Below are 15,189 nucleotides of genomic sequence, written 5' to 3'. Positions count from 1 at the left end.
CGTCTCAGCCGTAGTACACGATCGCATACCTAGAAAAACATATGAGAACTATTCGCCGAGGAAATCCTGCTGCGGCAGCATTGCTGTTTATCGCAACTAGCGTGTCGGCGCAGGAAGCTCCGCACCTGATCATCCCGGGCAACGATCAGCAAACCCGACAGCAGGAAGAAGCGCGCGAGCGCGAACGTGCAGTCTCCGCGCCCGGGGTGCGATCGGAAGTAGTGGCGAGCGCTGAGTATCCAACGCTGCCTTCGGAAACGCCCTGCTTTCGAATCGAGCGTTTCAGACTCGAAGTACCCGATGCGCTGCCCGCTTCCCTGAAATCGCAAGGCGCGTCGGCATTGCCGATGGATCGCTTCGCATTCGCGCGTGAATGGCTTGGGCACTACACGGGCCAGTGCGTTGGCAAACAGGGGCTCGACCTGCTCGTCAAGGGCCTATCGCAAGCCATCCTGGCGCGCGGGTATGTGACGACACGCGTGCTGCTGCCCGAACAGGATCTGTCGACCGGCGCCCTCAAGTTTTCGCTGATCCCCGGCGTGATCCGCCACGTGCGCTTCGCCGACGAGAAGCTGCGTGGCACATGGAAAACCGCGTTCCCGACGCGCGACGGCGAACTGCTGAACCTGCGCGACCTCGAACAGGGTCTCGAGCAGATGAAGCGCGTGACGAGCCAAGACGTATCGATGCAGATCGTGCCGGCCGACGTGCCCGGCGAAAGCGACGTGGTGCTCGACGTGAAGCGCGGCAAACCGTGGACGGTCGTCGCTTCGATCGACAACTCGGGCACGCGCGAGACGGGCCGCCTTCAGGGCAATTTGTCTCTCGGTATCGACAATCCCCTTGGCCTGAACGATATCTTCAACGTCGGCGTGAGCCAGGATCTCGAATTTGGAGACAAGCGGCTCGGCTCGCATGGCTGGAACGGCTTCTATTCGATCCCGTGGGGCTACTGGACCGCGACGCTGTCGGCGTACACCAACACGTACTACCAGCAGATCGCCGGCGTGAACCAATCGTTCATCGCGAGCGGCAATTCGAAGACGGTCGATTTCAAGCTGAACCGCGTGCTGTCGCGTAGCCAGAACGACGTGTTCGGTGCGCAGTTTCGCTTGTCGCGCCGGTTCGGGCATAGCTTCATCGAGGACACGGAAATTCCGCAGCAGCGCCACAACAATACGTTCATCGAGTTTGGCTTGACCGATCGCCACTATTTCGGCAATGCGCAGTTCGACGGGACGCTCGCATACCGGCAAGGCATCGGCGCGTTCGGCGCGCAGGACGACAGCCTGGCAGCCGACGGCGGCCCGACCTACCGCTACAAGATGGCCGTGCTCGACGCGAATCTGTCGGTGCCGTTCGCAATCGCGCAGCAGCCGTTCCGCTACGTGACCACGTTCCATGGACAATACACGGGCAACACGCTGTACTACATCGACGACCTGACGATCGGCAGTCGTTACACCGTACGCGGATTCGACGGGGAGACGATGCTGGCCGCCTCCCGTGGCTTCTACTGGCGTAACGAATTGCAGGCACCAATCGGCCAAACCGGGCAGGCGGTATATGCTGGAATTGACTACGGCCGCGTGTGGGGCCCACAGCCGGTCGCCCTCGTCGGCACGCAACTGGCGGGCGCGGTGATCGGCGTCAAGGGCAGCGTCGCGACCCGATTGGGGGCCTACGGTTACGACCTGTTTGCCGGCACGCCGATCTACAAGCCGTCTGGGTTCCCTACGGCACGAGTGACGGTTGGTTTTCAGGTCACGGCACAGTTCTGATGAAGGGGGCGCGATCCGATACCCTTCCACGGCCGAACAGCGCGTCTCGGCCTGCACGGTACTAGGTGCGCGCCAGCGCCCCCGGTACCGCGCGTCACATCAAACCACAACCGTCTGCGCCTCGCCGTCGCGGCTCGCGCGCACGGTGCCGATCTTCCACACCTGCTCGCCGGCGGCGCTCAGTTGACGGACCGCCTCGTCCGCGTCGGCGGCCGCGACGATCACGGCCATCCCGATCCCGCAGTTGAACACGCGGTGCATCTCCGCATCGGCAACACCACCATGCTCCTGCAGCCACTGGAACAGCGGCGGCAGCGGCCACGCGTTCTGGTCGAGCTCGGCCGTCAAACCTTCGCGCAGCACGCGCGGAATGTTCTCGACGAGCCCGCCGCCCGTGATGTGCGCCATCCCCTTCACCGCGATCGTCTGCATCAGCGCGAGCAGCGGCTTCACGTAGATGCGCGTCGGCGCCATCAGCGTGTCCGCGAGCGAGCGGCCGTGGAAATCGGCGGACAGATCCGGATTCGCGCGCTCGATGATCTTGCGCACGAGCGAGAAGCCGTTCGAATGGATGCCGCTCGACGCGAGGCCCAGCACGACGTCGCCCGCGGCGATCGTGCTGCCGTCGATGATCTTGCTCTTCTCGACCGCGCCGACCGCGAAGCCCGCGAGATCGTATTCGCCGTCCGGGTACATGCCCGGCATCTCGGCCGTCTCGCCGCCGATCAGCGCGCAGCCCGACAGCTCGCAGCCCTGCGCGATCCCCTTCACGACCGTCGCCGCGGTGTCGACGTCGAGCTTGCCGCACGCGAAGTAGTCGAGGAAGAACAGCGGCTCGGCGCCCTGCACGAGGATGTCGTTCACGCTCATCGCGACGAGATCCTGGCCGACCGTATCGTGTTTGTTCAGATGAAATGCGAGCTTCAGCTTCGTGCCGACGCCGTCCGTGCCCGACACGAGCACCGGCTCGCGGTATTTCTTCGGCACTTCGAACAGCGCACCGAACCCGCCGATGCCGCCGAGCACGCCGTCACGCAGCGTTTTCTTCGCGAAGGGCTTGATCTTGTCGACGAGCGCGTCGCCGGCGTCGATGTCGACGCCCGCGTCGCGATAAGAGAGACCCTGGGCGTCAGGTGCGGATTTCGGAGGATTCATGGGGGAATGCGAGAAGGTCGGTAAAATGCGATTTTACCCGAAGCCGGCCACCGGCCGGAATTCTCGTCAGGGATCGAATCTTGCCCAACCCGTCCACGATTTCCTCGCCCGGCACGCTTCGTGCGTGCCGCTTCGCATCGTGACCGTGTCCCGTCAACTGACGCTCGATCTCGGCACGCCGCCGCCGGCCACGTTCGACAATTTCTTCGCCGGCACGAACGCGGAGCTCGTCACGCGGCTGCTCAGGCTCGACGGCGCGCTCGCGGAGGGCCCCGTGGCCGACCGCACGTTCTACGTGTGGGGCGAGGCCGGCAGCGGCCGCAGCCATCTGCTGCAGGCGCTCGTGCACGACACGCCGCCCGGCCACGCGCGCTACGTGAGCCCGCAAAGCGGCCTCGACGCGTTCACGTTCGATCCCTATCTGTCGATCTACGCGGTCGACGACTGCGACCGGCTGAATCCGACCCAGCAGATCGCGCTGTTCAATCTGTTCAACGAAGTGCGCGCGCATCCGTCGAGCGCGCTCGTCGTCGCGGGCCCGGCCGCGCCGCTGGCGCTCGGCGTGCGCGAGGATCTGCGCACGCGCCTCGGCTGGGGCCTCGTGTTCCATCTCGCGCCGCTCACCGACGCGGGCAAGGCCGCCGTGCTGAAACACGCGGCGAAGGAGCGCGGCGTCGTGCTCGCCGACGACGTGCCCGCGTATCTGCTCACGCACTTCCGCCGCGACATGCCGAGCCTGATGGCGCTGCTCGACGCGCTCGACCGCTTTTCGCTCGAACAGAAGCGCGCGGTCACGCTGCCGCTGCTGCGGGCGATGCTCGCGGCCCCGCCCGCCACGGAATCGGACCGGTTCAAGTAAAATGCGCACCCATGACTAATCTGGCACTCTTTGACCTCGATCACACGCTGATCCCGACCGATAGCGACCACGAATGGGGCCGCTTCATGGTGAAGCTCGGCATCGTCGACGCGGAAAGCTTCTCGCGTCAGAACGACCAGTTCTTCGCCGACTACAAGGTGGGCAAGCTCGACATCCACGCGTACCTGAGCGCGATGCTGACGCCGCTCGCGAAGTATCCGCGCACGCAGCTCGCGCAATGGCACGAGCAGTTCATGCACGAGGTGATCCGCCCGGCGATGCTGCCGGCCGCGCTCGAGCTCGTGCGGCAGCACATCGACGCGGGCGACCTCTGCTGCATCGTCACCGCGACGAACGAATTCATCACGCGGCCGATCGCGACCGCGTTCGGCGTCGACACGCTGATCGCGTGCGAGGTGGAGACGACCGACGGCCACCCCGATTCGCCGTACACGGGCCGGCCGACGGGCACGCCGAGCTATCGCGAAGGCAAGATCGTACGCACCGACGCGTGGCTTGCGTCGCTCGGCAAACGCTGGGAGGATTTTCCGCGCAGCTACTTTTACAGCGACTCGCACAACGATATTCCGCTGCTCGAGAAAGTCACCGACCCGGTCGCGACCAACCCCGACGACACGCTGCGCACCCACGCACGCGAGCGCGGCTGGCGCGTCCTCGATCTCTTCTGAACGTGATCAAAAAACTCATCCGCAAGCTGCTCGGCCAGGATTCCGCCCCGCCGCCCGAAGCCAACACCGACACCGCCACCGATACCGCTGACGCGCCCGCCAAAGCGCGCGCGACGAAAACCGCCTCGCCCGGCGGCACGCACGCGAAAGCGGCGCACCCGGGCGCGTCGAAAGGCGCGCGCGGCGCCGCGAAACCCGCGCGCAGCAACCACGAACCGACCGTCGTGCCGGCGAGCGTGCACGGGATCGATCCCGCGCTGATCTCGCGCAACGCGGTGCGCGTGACCGATACGCTGCAGCAGGCGGGTTTCCGCGCGTTCATCGTCGGCGGCGCGGTGCGCGACCTGCTGCTCGGGATCGCGCCGAAGGATTTCGACGTCGCGACCGACGCGACGCCGACCGAAGTCCAGCGCCTGTTCCGCCGCGCGCGCGTGATCGGCCGGCGCTTTCAGATCGTGCACGTGCAGTTCGGCCAGGAGCTGATCGAGGTGTCGACGTTCCGCGCGCTCGTCGATGCGCCGCCGGCCGATGCCCCGAAGGAAACCCCCTTGGGGGGCGCGCCCGCCGAGCCGCCGAGGCGCCTGAAGCGCGACGAGCTCGACCGTCGCACGCACGCGGTCGACGCGAGCGGTCGCGTGCTGCGCGACAACGTGTGGGGCGAGCAGCACGAAGATGCGGCGCGCCGCGACTTCACGATCAACGCGATGTACTACGACCCGGCGACGCAGACCGTGCTCGACTATCACGACGGGATGGCCGACATGCGCGCGCGCCTGCTGCGGATGATCGGCGATCCGGTGACGCGCTATCGCGAGGATCCGGTGCGGATGCTGCGCGTCGTGCGCTTTGCGGCGAAGCTCGGCTTCGACATCGAGGCGCACACGCGCGAGCCGATCCAGGCGCTCGCGGATCTGATCAACAACGTGCCGGCCGCGCGCCTGTTCGACGAGATGCTGAAGCTGCTGCTGTCCGGCCACGCGCTCGCGTGCCTGAAGCAGCTTCGCAGCGAAGGGCTGCACCACGGCCTCCTGCCGCTGCTCGACGTCGTGCTCGAGCAGCCGCAGGGCGAGAAATTCATCACTCTCGCGCTGAACAACACCGACGCGCGCGTGCGCGCGGGCAAACCGGTGTCGCCGGGCTTCCTGTTCGCGACGCTGCTCTGGCACGACATGCGCCAGCGCTACGAGCAATACGTGGCCGAAGGCGACATCCCGGTGCCGGCGCTGCATCGCGCGATGGACGACGTGCTCGACATGCAGACCGAGAAGCTCGCGATCCACAAGCGCTTCTCGGCCGACATGCGCGAGATCTGGGGGCTGCAGCTGCGCCTCGAAAAACGCTCGGGTCGCGGCGCGCTGCGCCTCTTGGAACACCAGCGATTCAGAGCGGGGTATGATTTCCTCCTGTTACGCTGCGAATCCGGCGAGCTGGAACCGGATGTCGGGCAGTGGTGGACGGATTTCATCGAAGGCGACTCGGCCGCGCGCGAGGCGCTGCTCACGCAGGGCGGCGCGAAGGACAAGGCGCCCCGCAAGCGCCGCCGCCGCGGCGGCGCGCGCAACCGCAAGACGGACGACGGCGCCGGACAGGCGCCCGAGGCCGCCGAGGACGCCGGTCAGGAAGACTGACGCGCGCCTTCGCACGACGTAGGAAGTGATGCCATGACGGTTGCTTATCTCGGGCTCGGCGCGAATCTCGGCGATGCGCGGCAGACCTTGAAGGACGCGGTGGTCTGCCTCGCGCAGCAGCGCACGGTCGCCGTGCTCGGCAAGTCGAGCCTGTACCGCACCGCGCCGGTCGATGCCGGCGGCGACGACTACTTCAACTGCGTGGTGAAGATCGACACGTCGCTCGCCGCCCGGGAGCTGCTGGCGCTCTGCCACCAGATCGAACATCACTTCGGGCGCGAGCGCCCGTACCGCAACGCCCCCCGCACGCTCGACCTCGACATCCTGCTGTTCGGCGACCATTCGATCGACGAGCCCGACCTGATCGTCCCGCACCCGCGCCTGACCGACCGTGCGTTCGTGCTCGTGCCGCTCGTCGAGATCGATCCGTCGCTCGCGATTCCGGCGCGCGGCCGCGCGGACGCGTTTCTCGCGTCGGTCGCGGGCCAGCGCATCGAAAAGGTGCAGACCTGCCAATGCATGATGCAGAAAACGCCCAGCGACGCGAACGCCGACAAGAACCGTTGCCGATGACCCTGCCGAGACCCGCCTGCCGATGAATCCGACGACTCCGCTGACCGTCACCGCCCCCGACCTGCGCCCGCCGCATCGCTACATCGCGATCGAAGGGCCGATCGGCGTCGGCAAGACGACGCTCGCGCTGCGCCTCGCCGAACGCTGGGCGATGCAGCCGCTGCTCGAGCGCCCGCAGGACAACCCGTTCCTCGAGCGCTTCTATCGCGACACCGCGCGCTACGCGCTGCCGACGCAGCTCGCGTTCGCGCTGCAGCGCGCGCAACAGGCGCGCGAGCTGAACGCGACGCTGCAGGGCGGCCGGCCGGTGGTCGCCGACTTCATGCCGCAGAAGAACGAGATCTTCGCGCGGCTGAACCTGCCGGACGACGAGTGGCAGCTCTACCGCGCGCTCGCCGCGCATCTGGACGGGCCGCACGCGCCGGCGCCGGATCTCGTCGTGTATCTGCAGGCGAGCCCGGAGGTGCTGTTCGCGCGGATCCAGAAGCGCGGCCTGCCGATGGAGATGCAGATCGGCGACGCGTACCTGCGCGCGCTCGCCGACGCGTACAACGAATTCTTCTATCACTACGACCGCACGCCGGTGCTGACGGTCGCCGCGGAGCACCTGAATCCGCTCGATTCTCCCGAAGACCTCGCGCTGCTCGTCGAACGCATCGGGACGATGCGCGGCCGCAAGGAGTTCTTCGTCAAGGGCGAGACCGCGCGCTGAGCGCCCTCGCCGTGTCCTTTTCCTTCGAACCGGATTTGCCATGACTTACCTCCAGGAATCGGCCCGGCCGGCGATCACTGTGCCGAAGCTGCAGGCGATGCGCGACGCGCACGAGAAGATCGCGATGCTGACCTGCTACGACGCGAGCTTCGCCGCGCTGCTCGACCGCTCGGGCGTCGACGTGCTGCTGATCGGCGATTCGCTCGGCAACGTGCTGCAGGGCCAGACGACGACGCTGCCGGTCACGCTCGACGACATCGCGTATCACACCGCGTGCGTCGCGCGCGCGCAGCCGCGCGCGCTCGTGATGGCGGACCTGCCGTTCGGCACGTACGGCACGCCGGAGGACGCGTTCGCGAGCGCGGTGAAGGTGATGCGCGCGGGCGCGCAGATGGTGAAGCTCGAAGGCGGCGAATGGCTCGCGGACACGGTGCGCTTTCTGGTCGAGCGCGCGGTGCCGGTGTGCGCGCACGTCGGGCTGACGCCGCAGTCGGTGCATGCGTTCGGCGGCTTCAAGGTGCAGGGCAAGACCGAGGCGGGCGCCGCGCAGTTGCTGCGCGACGCGCGCGCAATGGAAGCGGCGGGCGCGCAGGTCGTGTTGCTCGAGGCGGTGCCGGCGTTCGTCGCGGCCGAAGTCACGCGGATGCTGCGGGTTCCGACGATCGGAATCGGCGCGGGCGTCGATTGCTCGGGGCAGGTGCTCGTGCTGCACGACATGCTCGGGATCTTTCCGGGCAAGCGGCCGCGCTTCGTGAAGGATTTCATGAACGGGCAGCCGAGCATCGGGGCCGCGGTCGAGGCTTACGTGAAAGCGGTGAAGGACGCGACGTTCCCGGCGGCGGAACATTCGTTCTGATGCCGCGGCGCTGCCGCCGCGCCGTGGGGCGCGGTGGTGCGCCGTGGTGTGCGCATTAGCGCGCGGCGGCAACGGCCTCAGGCCGGCGCGCGCCCTCGAATCAGCCGCGCCGTCAGTGCGCCACGCAGCGCATTGCAGATCATCAGCTCGTCCGCGTTCAGCACGTCGTCGAGCGTCAGCACACGTTCTTCGGCACCGAACGCCGGATCGTCGAGCAGCACCCCGCGCATCACGCCCGGCAGCACGCCGCACGCGAGCGGCGGCGTCGCCCACTTCCCGCCGCGCTTCACGAACACGTTCGAGCGCCCGCCTTCGGTCAGCGCGCCGCGCTCGTTGAAGAACAGCATGTCGAACGCGCCGAGCGCCTCCGCCGCCTGCCACGCGCGATCGTAGTCCGCACGGCGCGTCGTCTTGTGCAGCAGCAGCGCGTCGTCGGAACGCATCGGCGCGAAGCCGTGCTCCGGCGCGAGCAGCACGCCGACCGGCCCCGCCGGCAACGGCTTCAGCGGCGCCGACGCGATGTCGAACGCGCCGTCCTTCGCGAGCGACAGCTTCATCCTGAACGGGCCGTCGCCGTCGAGTGCCGCGCGATACGCTTCGATCCGCTCGCGGCAGGCGGGCTCGTCGAAGCGAAAACCGAACGCCTCCGCGCCGCGCCGCAACCGCGCGAGGTGACGTTCGAGATCGCGGATGCCGCCCGCGCGCGTCGCATACGTCGTCTCGAAAAGCTGGAAGCCGGGATCGGCGTCGGTCAGGAATCGCGCTTTCAATTCACACTCCGCATATTCGTCGGCGGCGACGCTATCGAGCACGATGCCCGCGCCGACGCCCATCGTCCCGGTGCGCCGCCCCGACGCATCGCTCGCAGGCTCGAGCGTCAGCGTGCGGATCGCGACCGACAGGCAGAAATCGCCGCGCGCGTCGAGCCAGCCAATCGCGCCGGTATAGAGGCCTCTCGGCGTCGTCTCGAGCGCGTCGATCAACTGCATCGTCCGGTGTTTCGGCGCACCGGTGATCGAGCCGCACGGAAACAGCGCGCGCAGCATCGCGGCGAACGTCGTGCCGTCGCGCCACTCGGCCTCGACGGTCGACGTCATCTGCCAGACCGACGCATACGGCTCGACCGAGAACAGCGCCGGCACCCGGACCGTGCCGGTGCGCGCGATCCGCGACAGATCGTTGCGCAGCAGATCGACGATCATCACGTTCTCCGCGCGGTTCTTCGCGTCGTTCGCGAGAAACGCGGCCGCCTGCGCGTCGCGCGCCGGATCGTCCGAACGCGGCGCGGTGCCCTTCATCGGCCGCGCGCGCAGCATCTCGCCATGCTTCTCGACGAACAGCTCCGGCGAGCACGACACGACCCAGCGGCCGTCCGGCAGCGCGATCAGCGCGCCGTAGCGCACCGGCTGCCGCGCGCGCAGCCGCCGGTACAGCGCGGGCGGCGTGCCGAACGCGTCGAAGCGCAGCCGGTACGTGTAGTTGACCTGATACGAATCGCCAATGCGCAGCGCGTCGTGCACCGCATCGATCGCCGCGTCGAACGCGTCGCGCGTCACGCTCTTCGTCACGTGCGCGACGCCCGCGATCGACGGCACGGCCGCGCCGCCGTCCTGCTTCGCGAGCCACGCGTCGACCTCGTCGCGCGACAGCCGCTCGCAGCGCGCGAACAGCAAAAAGCGCAGCGGAGCATCGCCCGGCTGCGCCCATTGCAGATTCCGCCCGAATTCGTAATCGCCGACGACGACCGCATGCAGGCCATCGCGCAGATCCCGCGCGAGCGCCGCATCGACTGCGTCGAGCCACGCGGGATCCGTGCAGACGTGCTCGCGCACGAATCCGCTGTACAAACGACTCGACCGCGCGGACGCGGTCGAATCGCAATCGTCCAAGAGCGCGAAGATCGCGCTCTCGCTGCCGTCCGTCATGCCCGATTACTCGAAGAAGCTCTTCACACGGTCGAACCAGCTCTTGCTCTGCGGGCTGTGGCGCGCGCCACCTTCCGACAGCGACTTCTCGAACTGCTTCAGCAGATCGCGCTGATGATCGGTCAGCTTCACCGGCGTCTCGATCTGCACGTGCACGTACAGGTCGCCGGCGATGCTCGCGCGCAGCCCCTTGATCCCCTTGCCGCGCAGACGGAACGTCTTGCCCGACTGCGTGCCCTCGGGCACCGGGAACGTCGCGCGGCCCGCGAGCGTCGGCACTTCGATGTCGCCGCCGAGCGCCGCCGTCGTAAACGGAATCGGCATCTGGCAGTGCAGGTCGTCGCCGTCGCGCTCGAACACCGCGTGCGGCTTGATGTGGATCTCGACGTACAGATCGCCGGACGGCCCGCCGTTGATCCCGGGCTCGCCGTTGCCGGACGAACGGATCCGCATCCCGTCGTCGATGCCCGCCGGGATCTTCACTTCGAGCGTCTTCGTTTCCTTCACCTTGCCGGCGCCGTGGCAGTGCGCGCACGGATCGGGGATGTAGGTGCCGGTGCCGTGGCACTTCGGGCAGGTCTGCTGGATGCTGAAGAAACCCTGCGACATCCGCACCGTGCCCTGGCCGTGGCAGGTCGGGCAGGTTTCGGGCTTCGTGCCCGGCTTCGCGCCGGAGCCGTGGCAGACTTCGCACGATACCCAGCTCGGCACGCGAATCTGCGTGTCGTAGCCATGCGCGGCCTGCTCGAGCGTGATCTCCATGCTGTAGCGCAAATCCGCGCCGCGATACACCTGCGGGCCGCCGCGGCCGCCACGGCCGCCGCCGGCCGCCTGGCCGAAGATGTCGCCGAAGATATCGCCGAACGCGTCGGCAAAACCGCCGAAGCCCTGTGCGCCCGCCGCCCCCATGTTCGGATCGACGCCCGCGTGCCCGTACTGGTCGTACGCGGCGCGCTTCTGGTCGTCCGACAGCATTTCATAGGCCTCCTTCGCCTCCTTGAAATGCTCCTCCGCATCCTTGTTGTCCGGGTTGCGGTCGGGGTGGTACTTCATCGCGAGCTTGCGATACGCCTTCTTGATTTCGTCGTCGCTCGCGTTCTTCGCAACGCCCAGAACCTCGTAGTAATCCCGTTTCGCCATATCGATTCATGCCGCCGCGCACTCGCGCCCACGGCGGCTCCTCTCGCTTGCAGTCAAGTCTCGCGACTCGTCCGGTGCCGCGCCCGTCCGACGACGTCGCGGCACCCGCCAAAAAACAAATGTGCCCGGAGGGCCGCGAAGCCCGCCAGGCGTGGTAATGATCCGGCCGTCCGGAAGGAAGGACGGACCCTGCCGGCCGCGCCGCGCGCGTGCGCATCACACGCGGCGCGGGCGCGGCGGCAACCCGGCCTCAGTCCTTCTTCACTTCCTTGAACTCGGCATCGACGACGTCGTCGGCCTGCTGCGCGCCGCCCGCCGCCGCACCTTCGGCTGCACCCGCCGCGCCGGCGGCACCGGCCTGCGCCTGCATGTCGGCGTACATCTTCTCACCGAGCTTCTGCGACGCCGTACCGAGCGCCTCGACCTTCGCGTCGATCGTGGCCTTGTCCGCGGACGTGTTCTTCAGCACGTCCTCGAGGTCCTTGAGCGCCGCTTCGATCTTCTCCTTCTCGCCCGCGTCCAGCTTGTCGCCGTACTCGGCAACCGCCTTCTTCGTGCTGTGGACGAGCGCGTCGCCCTGGTTGCGCGAATCGGCGAGCTCGCGCAGCTTGTGATCTTCCGCCGCGTTCGCTTCCGCGTCCTTGATCATCTGGTCGATCTCGGCTTCGGACAGGCCCGAGTTCGCCTTGATCGTGATCTTGTTTTCCTTGCCGGTCGCCTTGTCCTTCGCGCCGACGTGCAGGATGCCGTTCGCGTCGATGTCGAAGGTCACTTCGATCTGCGGCATGCCGCGCGGGGCCGGCGGAATGCCTTCCAGGTTGAACTCGCCGAGCAGCTTGTTGCCGGCCGCCATCTCGCGCTCGCCCTGGAACACCTTGATCGTCACGGCCGACTGGTTGTCGTCCGCCGTCGAATACACCTGCGCGTGCTTCGTCGGGATCGTCGTGTTCTTGTTGATCATCTTCGTCATCACGCCGCCGAGCGTCTCGATGCCGAGCGACAGCGGGGTCACGTCGAGCAGCAGCACGTCCTTGCGGTCGCCGGACAGAACCTGGCCCTGGATCGCGGCGCCGACGGCCACCGCTTCATCCGGGTTCACGTCACGGCGCGGATCCTTGCCGAAGAACTCCTTCACCTTCTCCATGACCTTCGGCATGCGGGTCTGGCCGCCGACGAGAATCACGTCGTCGATGTCCGACACCTTGACGCCCGCGTCCTTGATCGCGATGCGGCACGGCTCGATCGTGCGCTCGACCAGATCCTCGACCAGCGCCTCGAGCTTCGCGCGCGTGATCTTCAGGTTCAAGTGCTTCGGGCCCGACGCGTCCGCCGTGATGTACGGCAGGTTGATTTCGGTCTGCTGGCTCGACGACAGCTCGATCTTCGCCTTTTCGGCGGCTTCCTTCAGGCGCTGCAGCGCGAGCACGTCCTTCGACAGGTCGACGCCCTGCTCCTTCTTGAACTCGCCGATGATGTAGTCGATGATCCGCTGGTCGAAGTCCTCGCCGCCGAGGAACGTGTCGCCGTTCGTCGACAGCACTTCGAACTGCATCTCGCCGTCGACGTCCGCGATCTCGATGATCGACACGTCGAACGTGCCGCCGCCGAGGTCATAGACGGCGATCTTGCGGTCGCCCTTCTCGGCCTTGTCGAGGCCGAACGCGAGCGCGGCGGCCGTCGGCTCGTTGATGATCCGCTTCACTTCGAGGCCGGCGATGCGGCCCGCGTCCTTCGTCGCCTGGCGCTGGCTGTCGTTGAAGTACGCCGGCACCGTGATCACGGCTTCCGTGACCGGCTCGCCGAGGTAGTCCTCGGCCGTCTTCTTCATCTTGCGCAGCACTTCGGCGGAGACCTGCGGCGGCGCGAGCTTCTCGCCGTGCGCCTCGACCCACGCGTCGCCGTTGTCGGCCTTGACGATCGCGTACGGCATCAGGCCGATGTCCTTCTGCACTTCCTTCTCTTCGAAGCGGCGGCCGATCAGGCGCTTGACCGCGAACAGCGTGTTCCTCGGGTTCGTCACCGACTGACGCTTGGCCGGCGCGCCGACGAGCACTTCGTTGTCGTCCATGTACGCGATGATCGACGGCGTGGTGCGGGCGCCTTCCGAGTTTTCGATGACCTTGACCTGATTGCCTTCCATGATGGCGACGCACGAGTTCGTGGTGCCGAGGTCAATACCGATAATCTTTCCCATTTTTCCCTAATCTCCAGAAATCTTCGTTTGCCGGGCGAAACCGCGCGTTTTTCGCCGGTTTGGCCTGCCAGAATTCAACTCTGCCCTCGAAATAGGTCCGGCCGGACCGTTTTCAAGACCCGACACGCTATGAGGGCATTAAATTTTTTCGATCGCCGGCGGTGGGCCCGGCAGCCGCCATCGCCGGACTTACTTCGGCTGCGCGACGGTGACGAGCGCCGGGCGCAGCACGCGGTCGGCGATCGTGTAGCCCTTCTGCAGCACCGTGACGACGGTGTTCGGCTCCTGATCGGCCGGCACCATCGAAATCGCCTGATGGCGATGCGGATCGAATTTCTCGCCGACCGGGTTCACCGCGCTCACGCGGCCTTTCTCGAGCGCGCTCTGCAGCTGGCGCAGCGTCAGCTCGACGCCTTCGCGAACCTTCGCGAGATCGCCGGACGTGTCGCCGACGGCCGCTTCGAGGCTGTCGAGCACCGGCAGCAGATGTTCGGCGAAGCTTTCGATCGCGAACTTGTGCGCCTTCGCGACGTCGTCCTGCGCGCGGCGGCGCACGTTCTCGGTCTCGGCCTTCGCGCGCAGGAAGCTCTCCTGCAGCTCGACGATCTTCGCTTGAGCGTCGGCGAGCGCGGCTTCGGCGGCGAGCACGGCATCGGCTGCCTGCGCGGCTGCCGGCGCGGCGGCCTGCTGTGCGTCCTGCGGCGCCTGGGTCTGGCCGGTCTCGTCGGTCGATGGGGTAGCCGGATTCTCTTGCGTGTTTTCCATGTCGCTGAAAGTCGATTTAGAGGTTAAAGCCAAATCGGCAGCCGTCGGACGACGTCCGGCCGGCACCGCACATTGTTGGTGCAGATAAGGGTGAAAACCGCCATTTCAAGAGGGTCTTTCCGGCCCATTCGTCAGCGCCGCGAAACAACCGCGCAAGCTGCCGGTGCATGGCCCGGCACCCTCGCCGCCGCACCGAAATGGCCTGTAACAACCCTTACCAGACGGGGGCTAGCTCGCCCGCCGGGCGCTGAACTACACTGCACATAGGCATCGAAAAGGCGTGGACAAGACATGTTTACCCTGCCCTGACGAATGCCCGACCATCCACCGGCGCCGTTATCACCCGTCTTTCAGAGGGGAGTACCGTGAAACTGACCTTTGCGATATCGGTGGTCGCGCTGGTACTCATTGCCGGCACCACCACCATCTGCCTTTCAGGGGCGGTCACCGACCGCACGACCGAATACGGGAGCGTGCAGGCGACGTTCGACCAGATGTTCAATCCCCACCACCAGAAACTTTGTCGATGATGCGACGGTCGCGCTTCGTGGGCCGGCCGTGCAACTCGGCCGCCGGCTCGCGGAACATCCGCCGCCGGTCCTGTTCGGCGAGCCGCTTCGCCCGCCCCGCTTCCGATTCCGCGTAAAGCGTCTGCGCGACGCTCGCCGGGCCGCGCACGTCGCAGATGCCGAGCACCGCGATCTGCCAGACCACCCCCTCGATCGAAATCTCGACCTCGTCGCCGACCCGCACGTCCTTCGACGGCTTCACCGGCGCGCCGCCGATCCGCACGCGGCCCTTCTCGACCGCATCCGCCGCGAGCGAACGCGTCTTGAAGAAGCGGGCGGCCCAGAGCCATTTGTCGATCCGCAGCCGCGCGCCGGGTTCGGTGGAAATCTTGTAGTTCATTGC

14 protein-coding genes are annotated in these 15,189 nt (G+C 67.0%); 8 read left to right on the top strand and 6 right to left on the bottom strand.

Features of this window, described 5'->3' with window-relative positions:
• Positions 1 to 41: 41 nt before the first annotated feature.
• Positions 42 to 1,781 (top strand): ShlB/FhaC/HecB family hemolysin secretion/activation protein, encoded by a 1,740-nt coding sequence (locus HZI36_RS06960; RefSeq protein ID WP_179401903.1) that lies wholly within the window; start codon positions 42 to 44, stop codon positions 1,779 to 1,781.
• A 99-nt stretch (positions 1,782 to 1,880) separates the two neighbouring features.
• Here the strand turns inward: HZI36_RS06960 and purM are convergent, their stop codons facing one another.
• Positions 1,881 to 2,936, bottom strand: a complete 1,056-nt coding sequence (purM, locus tag HZI36_RS06955) for a phosphoribosylformylglycinamidine cyclo-ligase (protein ID WP_179401902.1) — start codon at positions 2,934 to 2,936, stop codon at positions 1,881 to 1,883.
• A 139-nt stretch (positions 2,937 to 3,075) separates the two neighbouring features.
• Here purM and hda point away from each other — a divergent pair, with 139 nt between their 5' ends.
• The 6 genes from hda to panB are packed head-to-tail and all read left to right on the top strand — an operon-like array spanning position 3,076 to position 8,253.
• Positions 3,076 to 3,795, top strand: coding sequence for a DnaA regulatory inactivator Hda (gene hda / locus HZI36_RS06950; protein ID WP_179402001.1), 720 nt, complete (start codon positions 3,076 to 3,078; stop codon positions 3,793 to 3,795).
• Positions 3,796 to 3,806: 11 nt separating this feature from the next.
• Positions 3,807 to 4,484, top strand: a complete 678-nt coding sequence (locus HZI36_RS06945) for a histidinol-phosphatase (protein WP_179401901.1) — start codon at positions 3,807 to 3,809, stop codon at positions 4,482 to 4,484.
• 2 nt (positions 4,485 to 4,486) lie between these two features.
• The gene (gene pcnB, locus HZI36_RS06940) at positions 4,487 to 6,112 is read left to right on the top strand and encodes a polynucleotide adenylyltransferase PcnB (protein WP_179401900.1); all 1,626 of its coding nucleotides are present in this window, start codon (positions 4,487 to 4,489) and stop codon (positions 6,110 to 6,112) included.
• Between the two features lie 33 nt (positions 6,113 to 6,145).
• The gene (folK, locus tag HZI36_RS06935; RefSeq protein ID WP_179401899.1) at positions 6,146 to 6,685 is read left to right on the top strand and encodes a 2-amino-4-hydroxy-6-hydroxymethyldihydropteridine diphosphokinase; all 540 of its coding nucleotides are present in this window, start codon (positions 6,146 to 6,148) and stop codon (positions 6,683 to 6,685) included.
• A gap of 22 nt (positions 6,686 to 6,707) precedes the next feature.
• A complete protein-coding gene (locus tag HZI36_RS06930) occupies positions 6,708 to 7,397 on the top strand; it encodes a deoxynucleoside kinase (protein ID WP_179401898.1) in 690 nt (229 codons plus the stop codon).
• Positions 7,398 to 7,437: 40 nt separating this feature from the next.
• Entirely contained in the window at positions 7,438 to 8,253 is an 816-nt protein-coding gene (gene panB / locus HZI36_RS06925) for a 3-methyl-2-oxobutanoate hydroxymethyltransferase (protein ID WP_179401897.1), read from the top strand.
• Between the two features lie 77 nt (positions 8,254 to 8,330).
• On the opposite strand, the gene pabB is transcribed toward panB, so the two are convergent.
• From pabB to grpE, 4 genes are all read right to left on the bottom strand, one after another.
• Positions 8,331 to 10,178 carry an aminodeoxychorismate synthase component I gene (gene pabB, locus HZI36_RS06920; protein ID WP_179401896.1) on the bottom strand — a complete coding sequence of 616 codons (1,848 nt, stop codon included), beginning with the start codon at positions 10,176 to 10,178 and terminating at the stop codon, positions 8,331 to 8,333.
• A 6-nt stretch (positions 10,179 to 10,184) separates the two neighbouring features.
• Positions 10,185 to 11,318 (bottom strand): molecular chaperone DnaJ, encoded by a 1,134-nt coding sequence (dnaJ, locus tag HZI36_RS06915; RefSeq protein ID WP_179401895.1) that lies wholly within the window; start codon positions 11,316 to 11,318, stop codon positions 10,185 to 10,187.
• A 250-nt stretch (positions 11,319 to 11,568) separates the two neighbouring features.
• The gene (gene dnaK / locus HZI36_RS06910) at positions 11,569 to 13,512 is read right to left on the bottom strand and encodes a molecular chaperone DnaK (protein WP_179401894.1); all 1,944 of its coding nucleotides are present in this window, start codon (positions 13,510 to 13,512) and stop codon (positions 11,569 to 11,571) included.
• A gap of 189 nt (positions 13,513 to 13,701) precedes the next feature.
• Complete coding sequence (grpE, locus tag HZI36_RS06905; protein WP_179401893.1) at positions 13,702 to 14,277, bottom strand: nucleotide exchange factor GrpE; 576 nt, start codon at positions 14,275 to 14,277, stop codon at positions 13,702 to 13,704.
• Positions 14,278 to 14,642: 365 nt separating this feature from the next.
• Between grpE and HZI36_RS06900 the strand changes: the two genes are divergently transcribed.
• On the top strand, positions 14,643 to 14,807 hold the full coding sequence (locus tag HZI36_RS06900; protein WP_179401892.1) for a hypothetical protein: 165 nt from the start codon (positions 14,643 to 14,645) through the stop codon (positions 14,805 to 14,807).
• Here HZI36_RS06900 and HZI36_RS06895 read toward each other — a convergent pair.
• A complete protein-coding gene (locus tag HZI36_RS06895) occupies positions 14,776 to 15,186 on the bottom strand; it encodes an RNA-binding S4 domain-containing protein (protein WP_179401891.1) in 411 nt (136 codons plus the stop codon). The genes HZI36_RS06900 and HZI36_RS06895 overlap by 32 nt on opposite strands.
• Positions 15,187 to 15,189 lie beyond the last annotated feature (3 nt).

Origin of the sequence: Burkholderia guangdongensis, assembly GCF_013403875.1 — a bacterium.
GTDB classification, from domain to species: Bacteria; Pseudomonadota; Gammaproteobacteria; order Burkholderiales; family Burkholderiaceae; genus Burkholderia; species Burkholderia guangdongensis.
The sequence above is the reverse complement of the archived record's forward strand: the minus strand, read 5'-3'. Positions and strand labels throughout refer to the sequence as shown.

Excerpts from the sequence above, each read along its gene's own strand:
- HZI36_RS06960 (WP_179401903.1), top strand. The coding sequence starts at position 42 with ATGAGAACTATTCGCCGAGGAAATCCTGCTGCGGCAGCATTGCTGTTT.
- purM (WP_179401902.1), bottom strand. The coding sequence starts at position 2,936 with ATGAATCCTCCGAAATCCGCACCTGACGCCCAGGGTCTCTCTTATCGC.
- HZI36_RS06945 (WP_179401901.1), top strand. The coding sequence starts at position 3,807 with ATGACTAATCTGGCACTCTTTGACCTCGATCACACGCTGATCCCGACC.
- folK (WP_179401899.1), top strand. The coding sequence starts at position 6,146 with ATGACGGTTGCTTATCTCGGGCTCGGCGCGAATCTCGGCGATGCGCGG.
- HZI36_RS06930 (WP_179401898.1), top strand. The coding sequence starts at position 6,708 with ATGAATCCGACGACTCCGCTGACCGTCACCGCCCCCGACCTGCGCCCG.
- panB (WP_179401897.1), top strand. The coding sequence starts at position 7,438 with ATGACTTACCTCCAGGAATCGGCCCGGCCGGCGATCACTGTGCCGAAG.
- pabB (WP_179401896.1), bottom strand. The coding sequence starts at position 10,178 with ATGACGGACGGCAGCGAGAGCGCGATCTTCGCGCTCTTGGACGATTGC.
- dnaJ (WP_179401895.1), bottom strand. The coding sequence starts at position 11,318 with ATGGCGAAACGGGATTACTACGAGGTTCTGGGCGTTGCGAAGAACGCG.
- dnaK (WP_179401894.1), bottom strand. The coding sequence starts at position 13,512 with ATGGGAAAGATTATCGGTATTGACCTCGGCACCACGAACTCGTGCGTC.
- grpE (WP_179401893.1), bottom strand. The coding sequence starts at position 14,277 with ATGGAAAACACGCAAGAGAATCCGGCTACCCCATCGACCGACGAGACC.
- HZI36_RS06895 (WP_179401891.1), bottom strand. The coding sequence starts at position 15,186 with ATGAACTACAAGATTTCCACCGAACCCGGCGCGCGGCTGCGGATCGAC.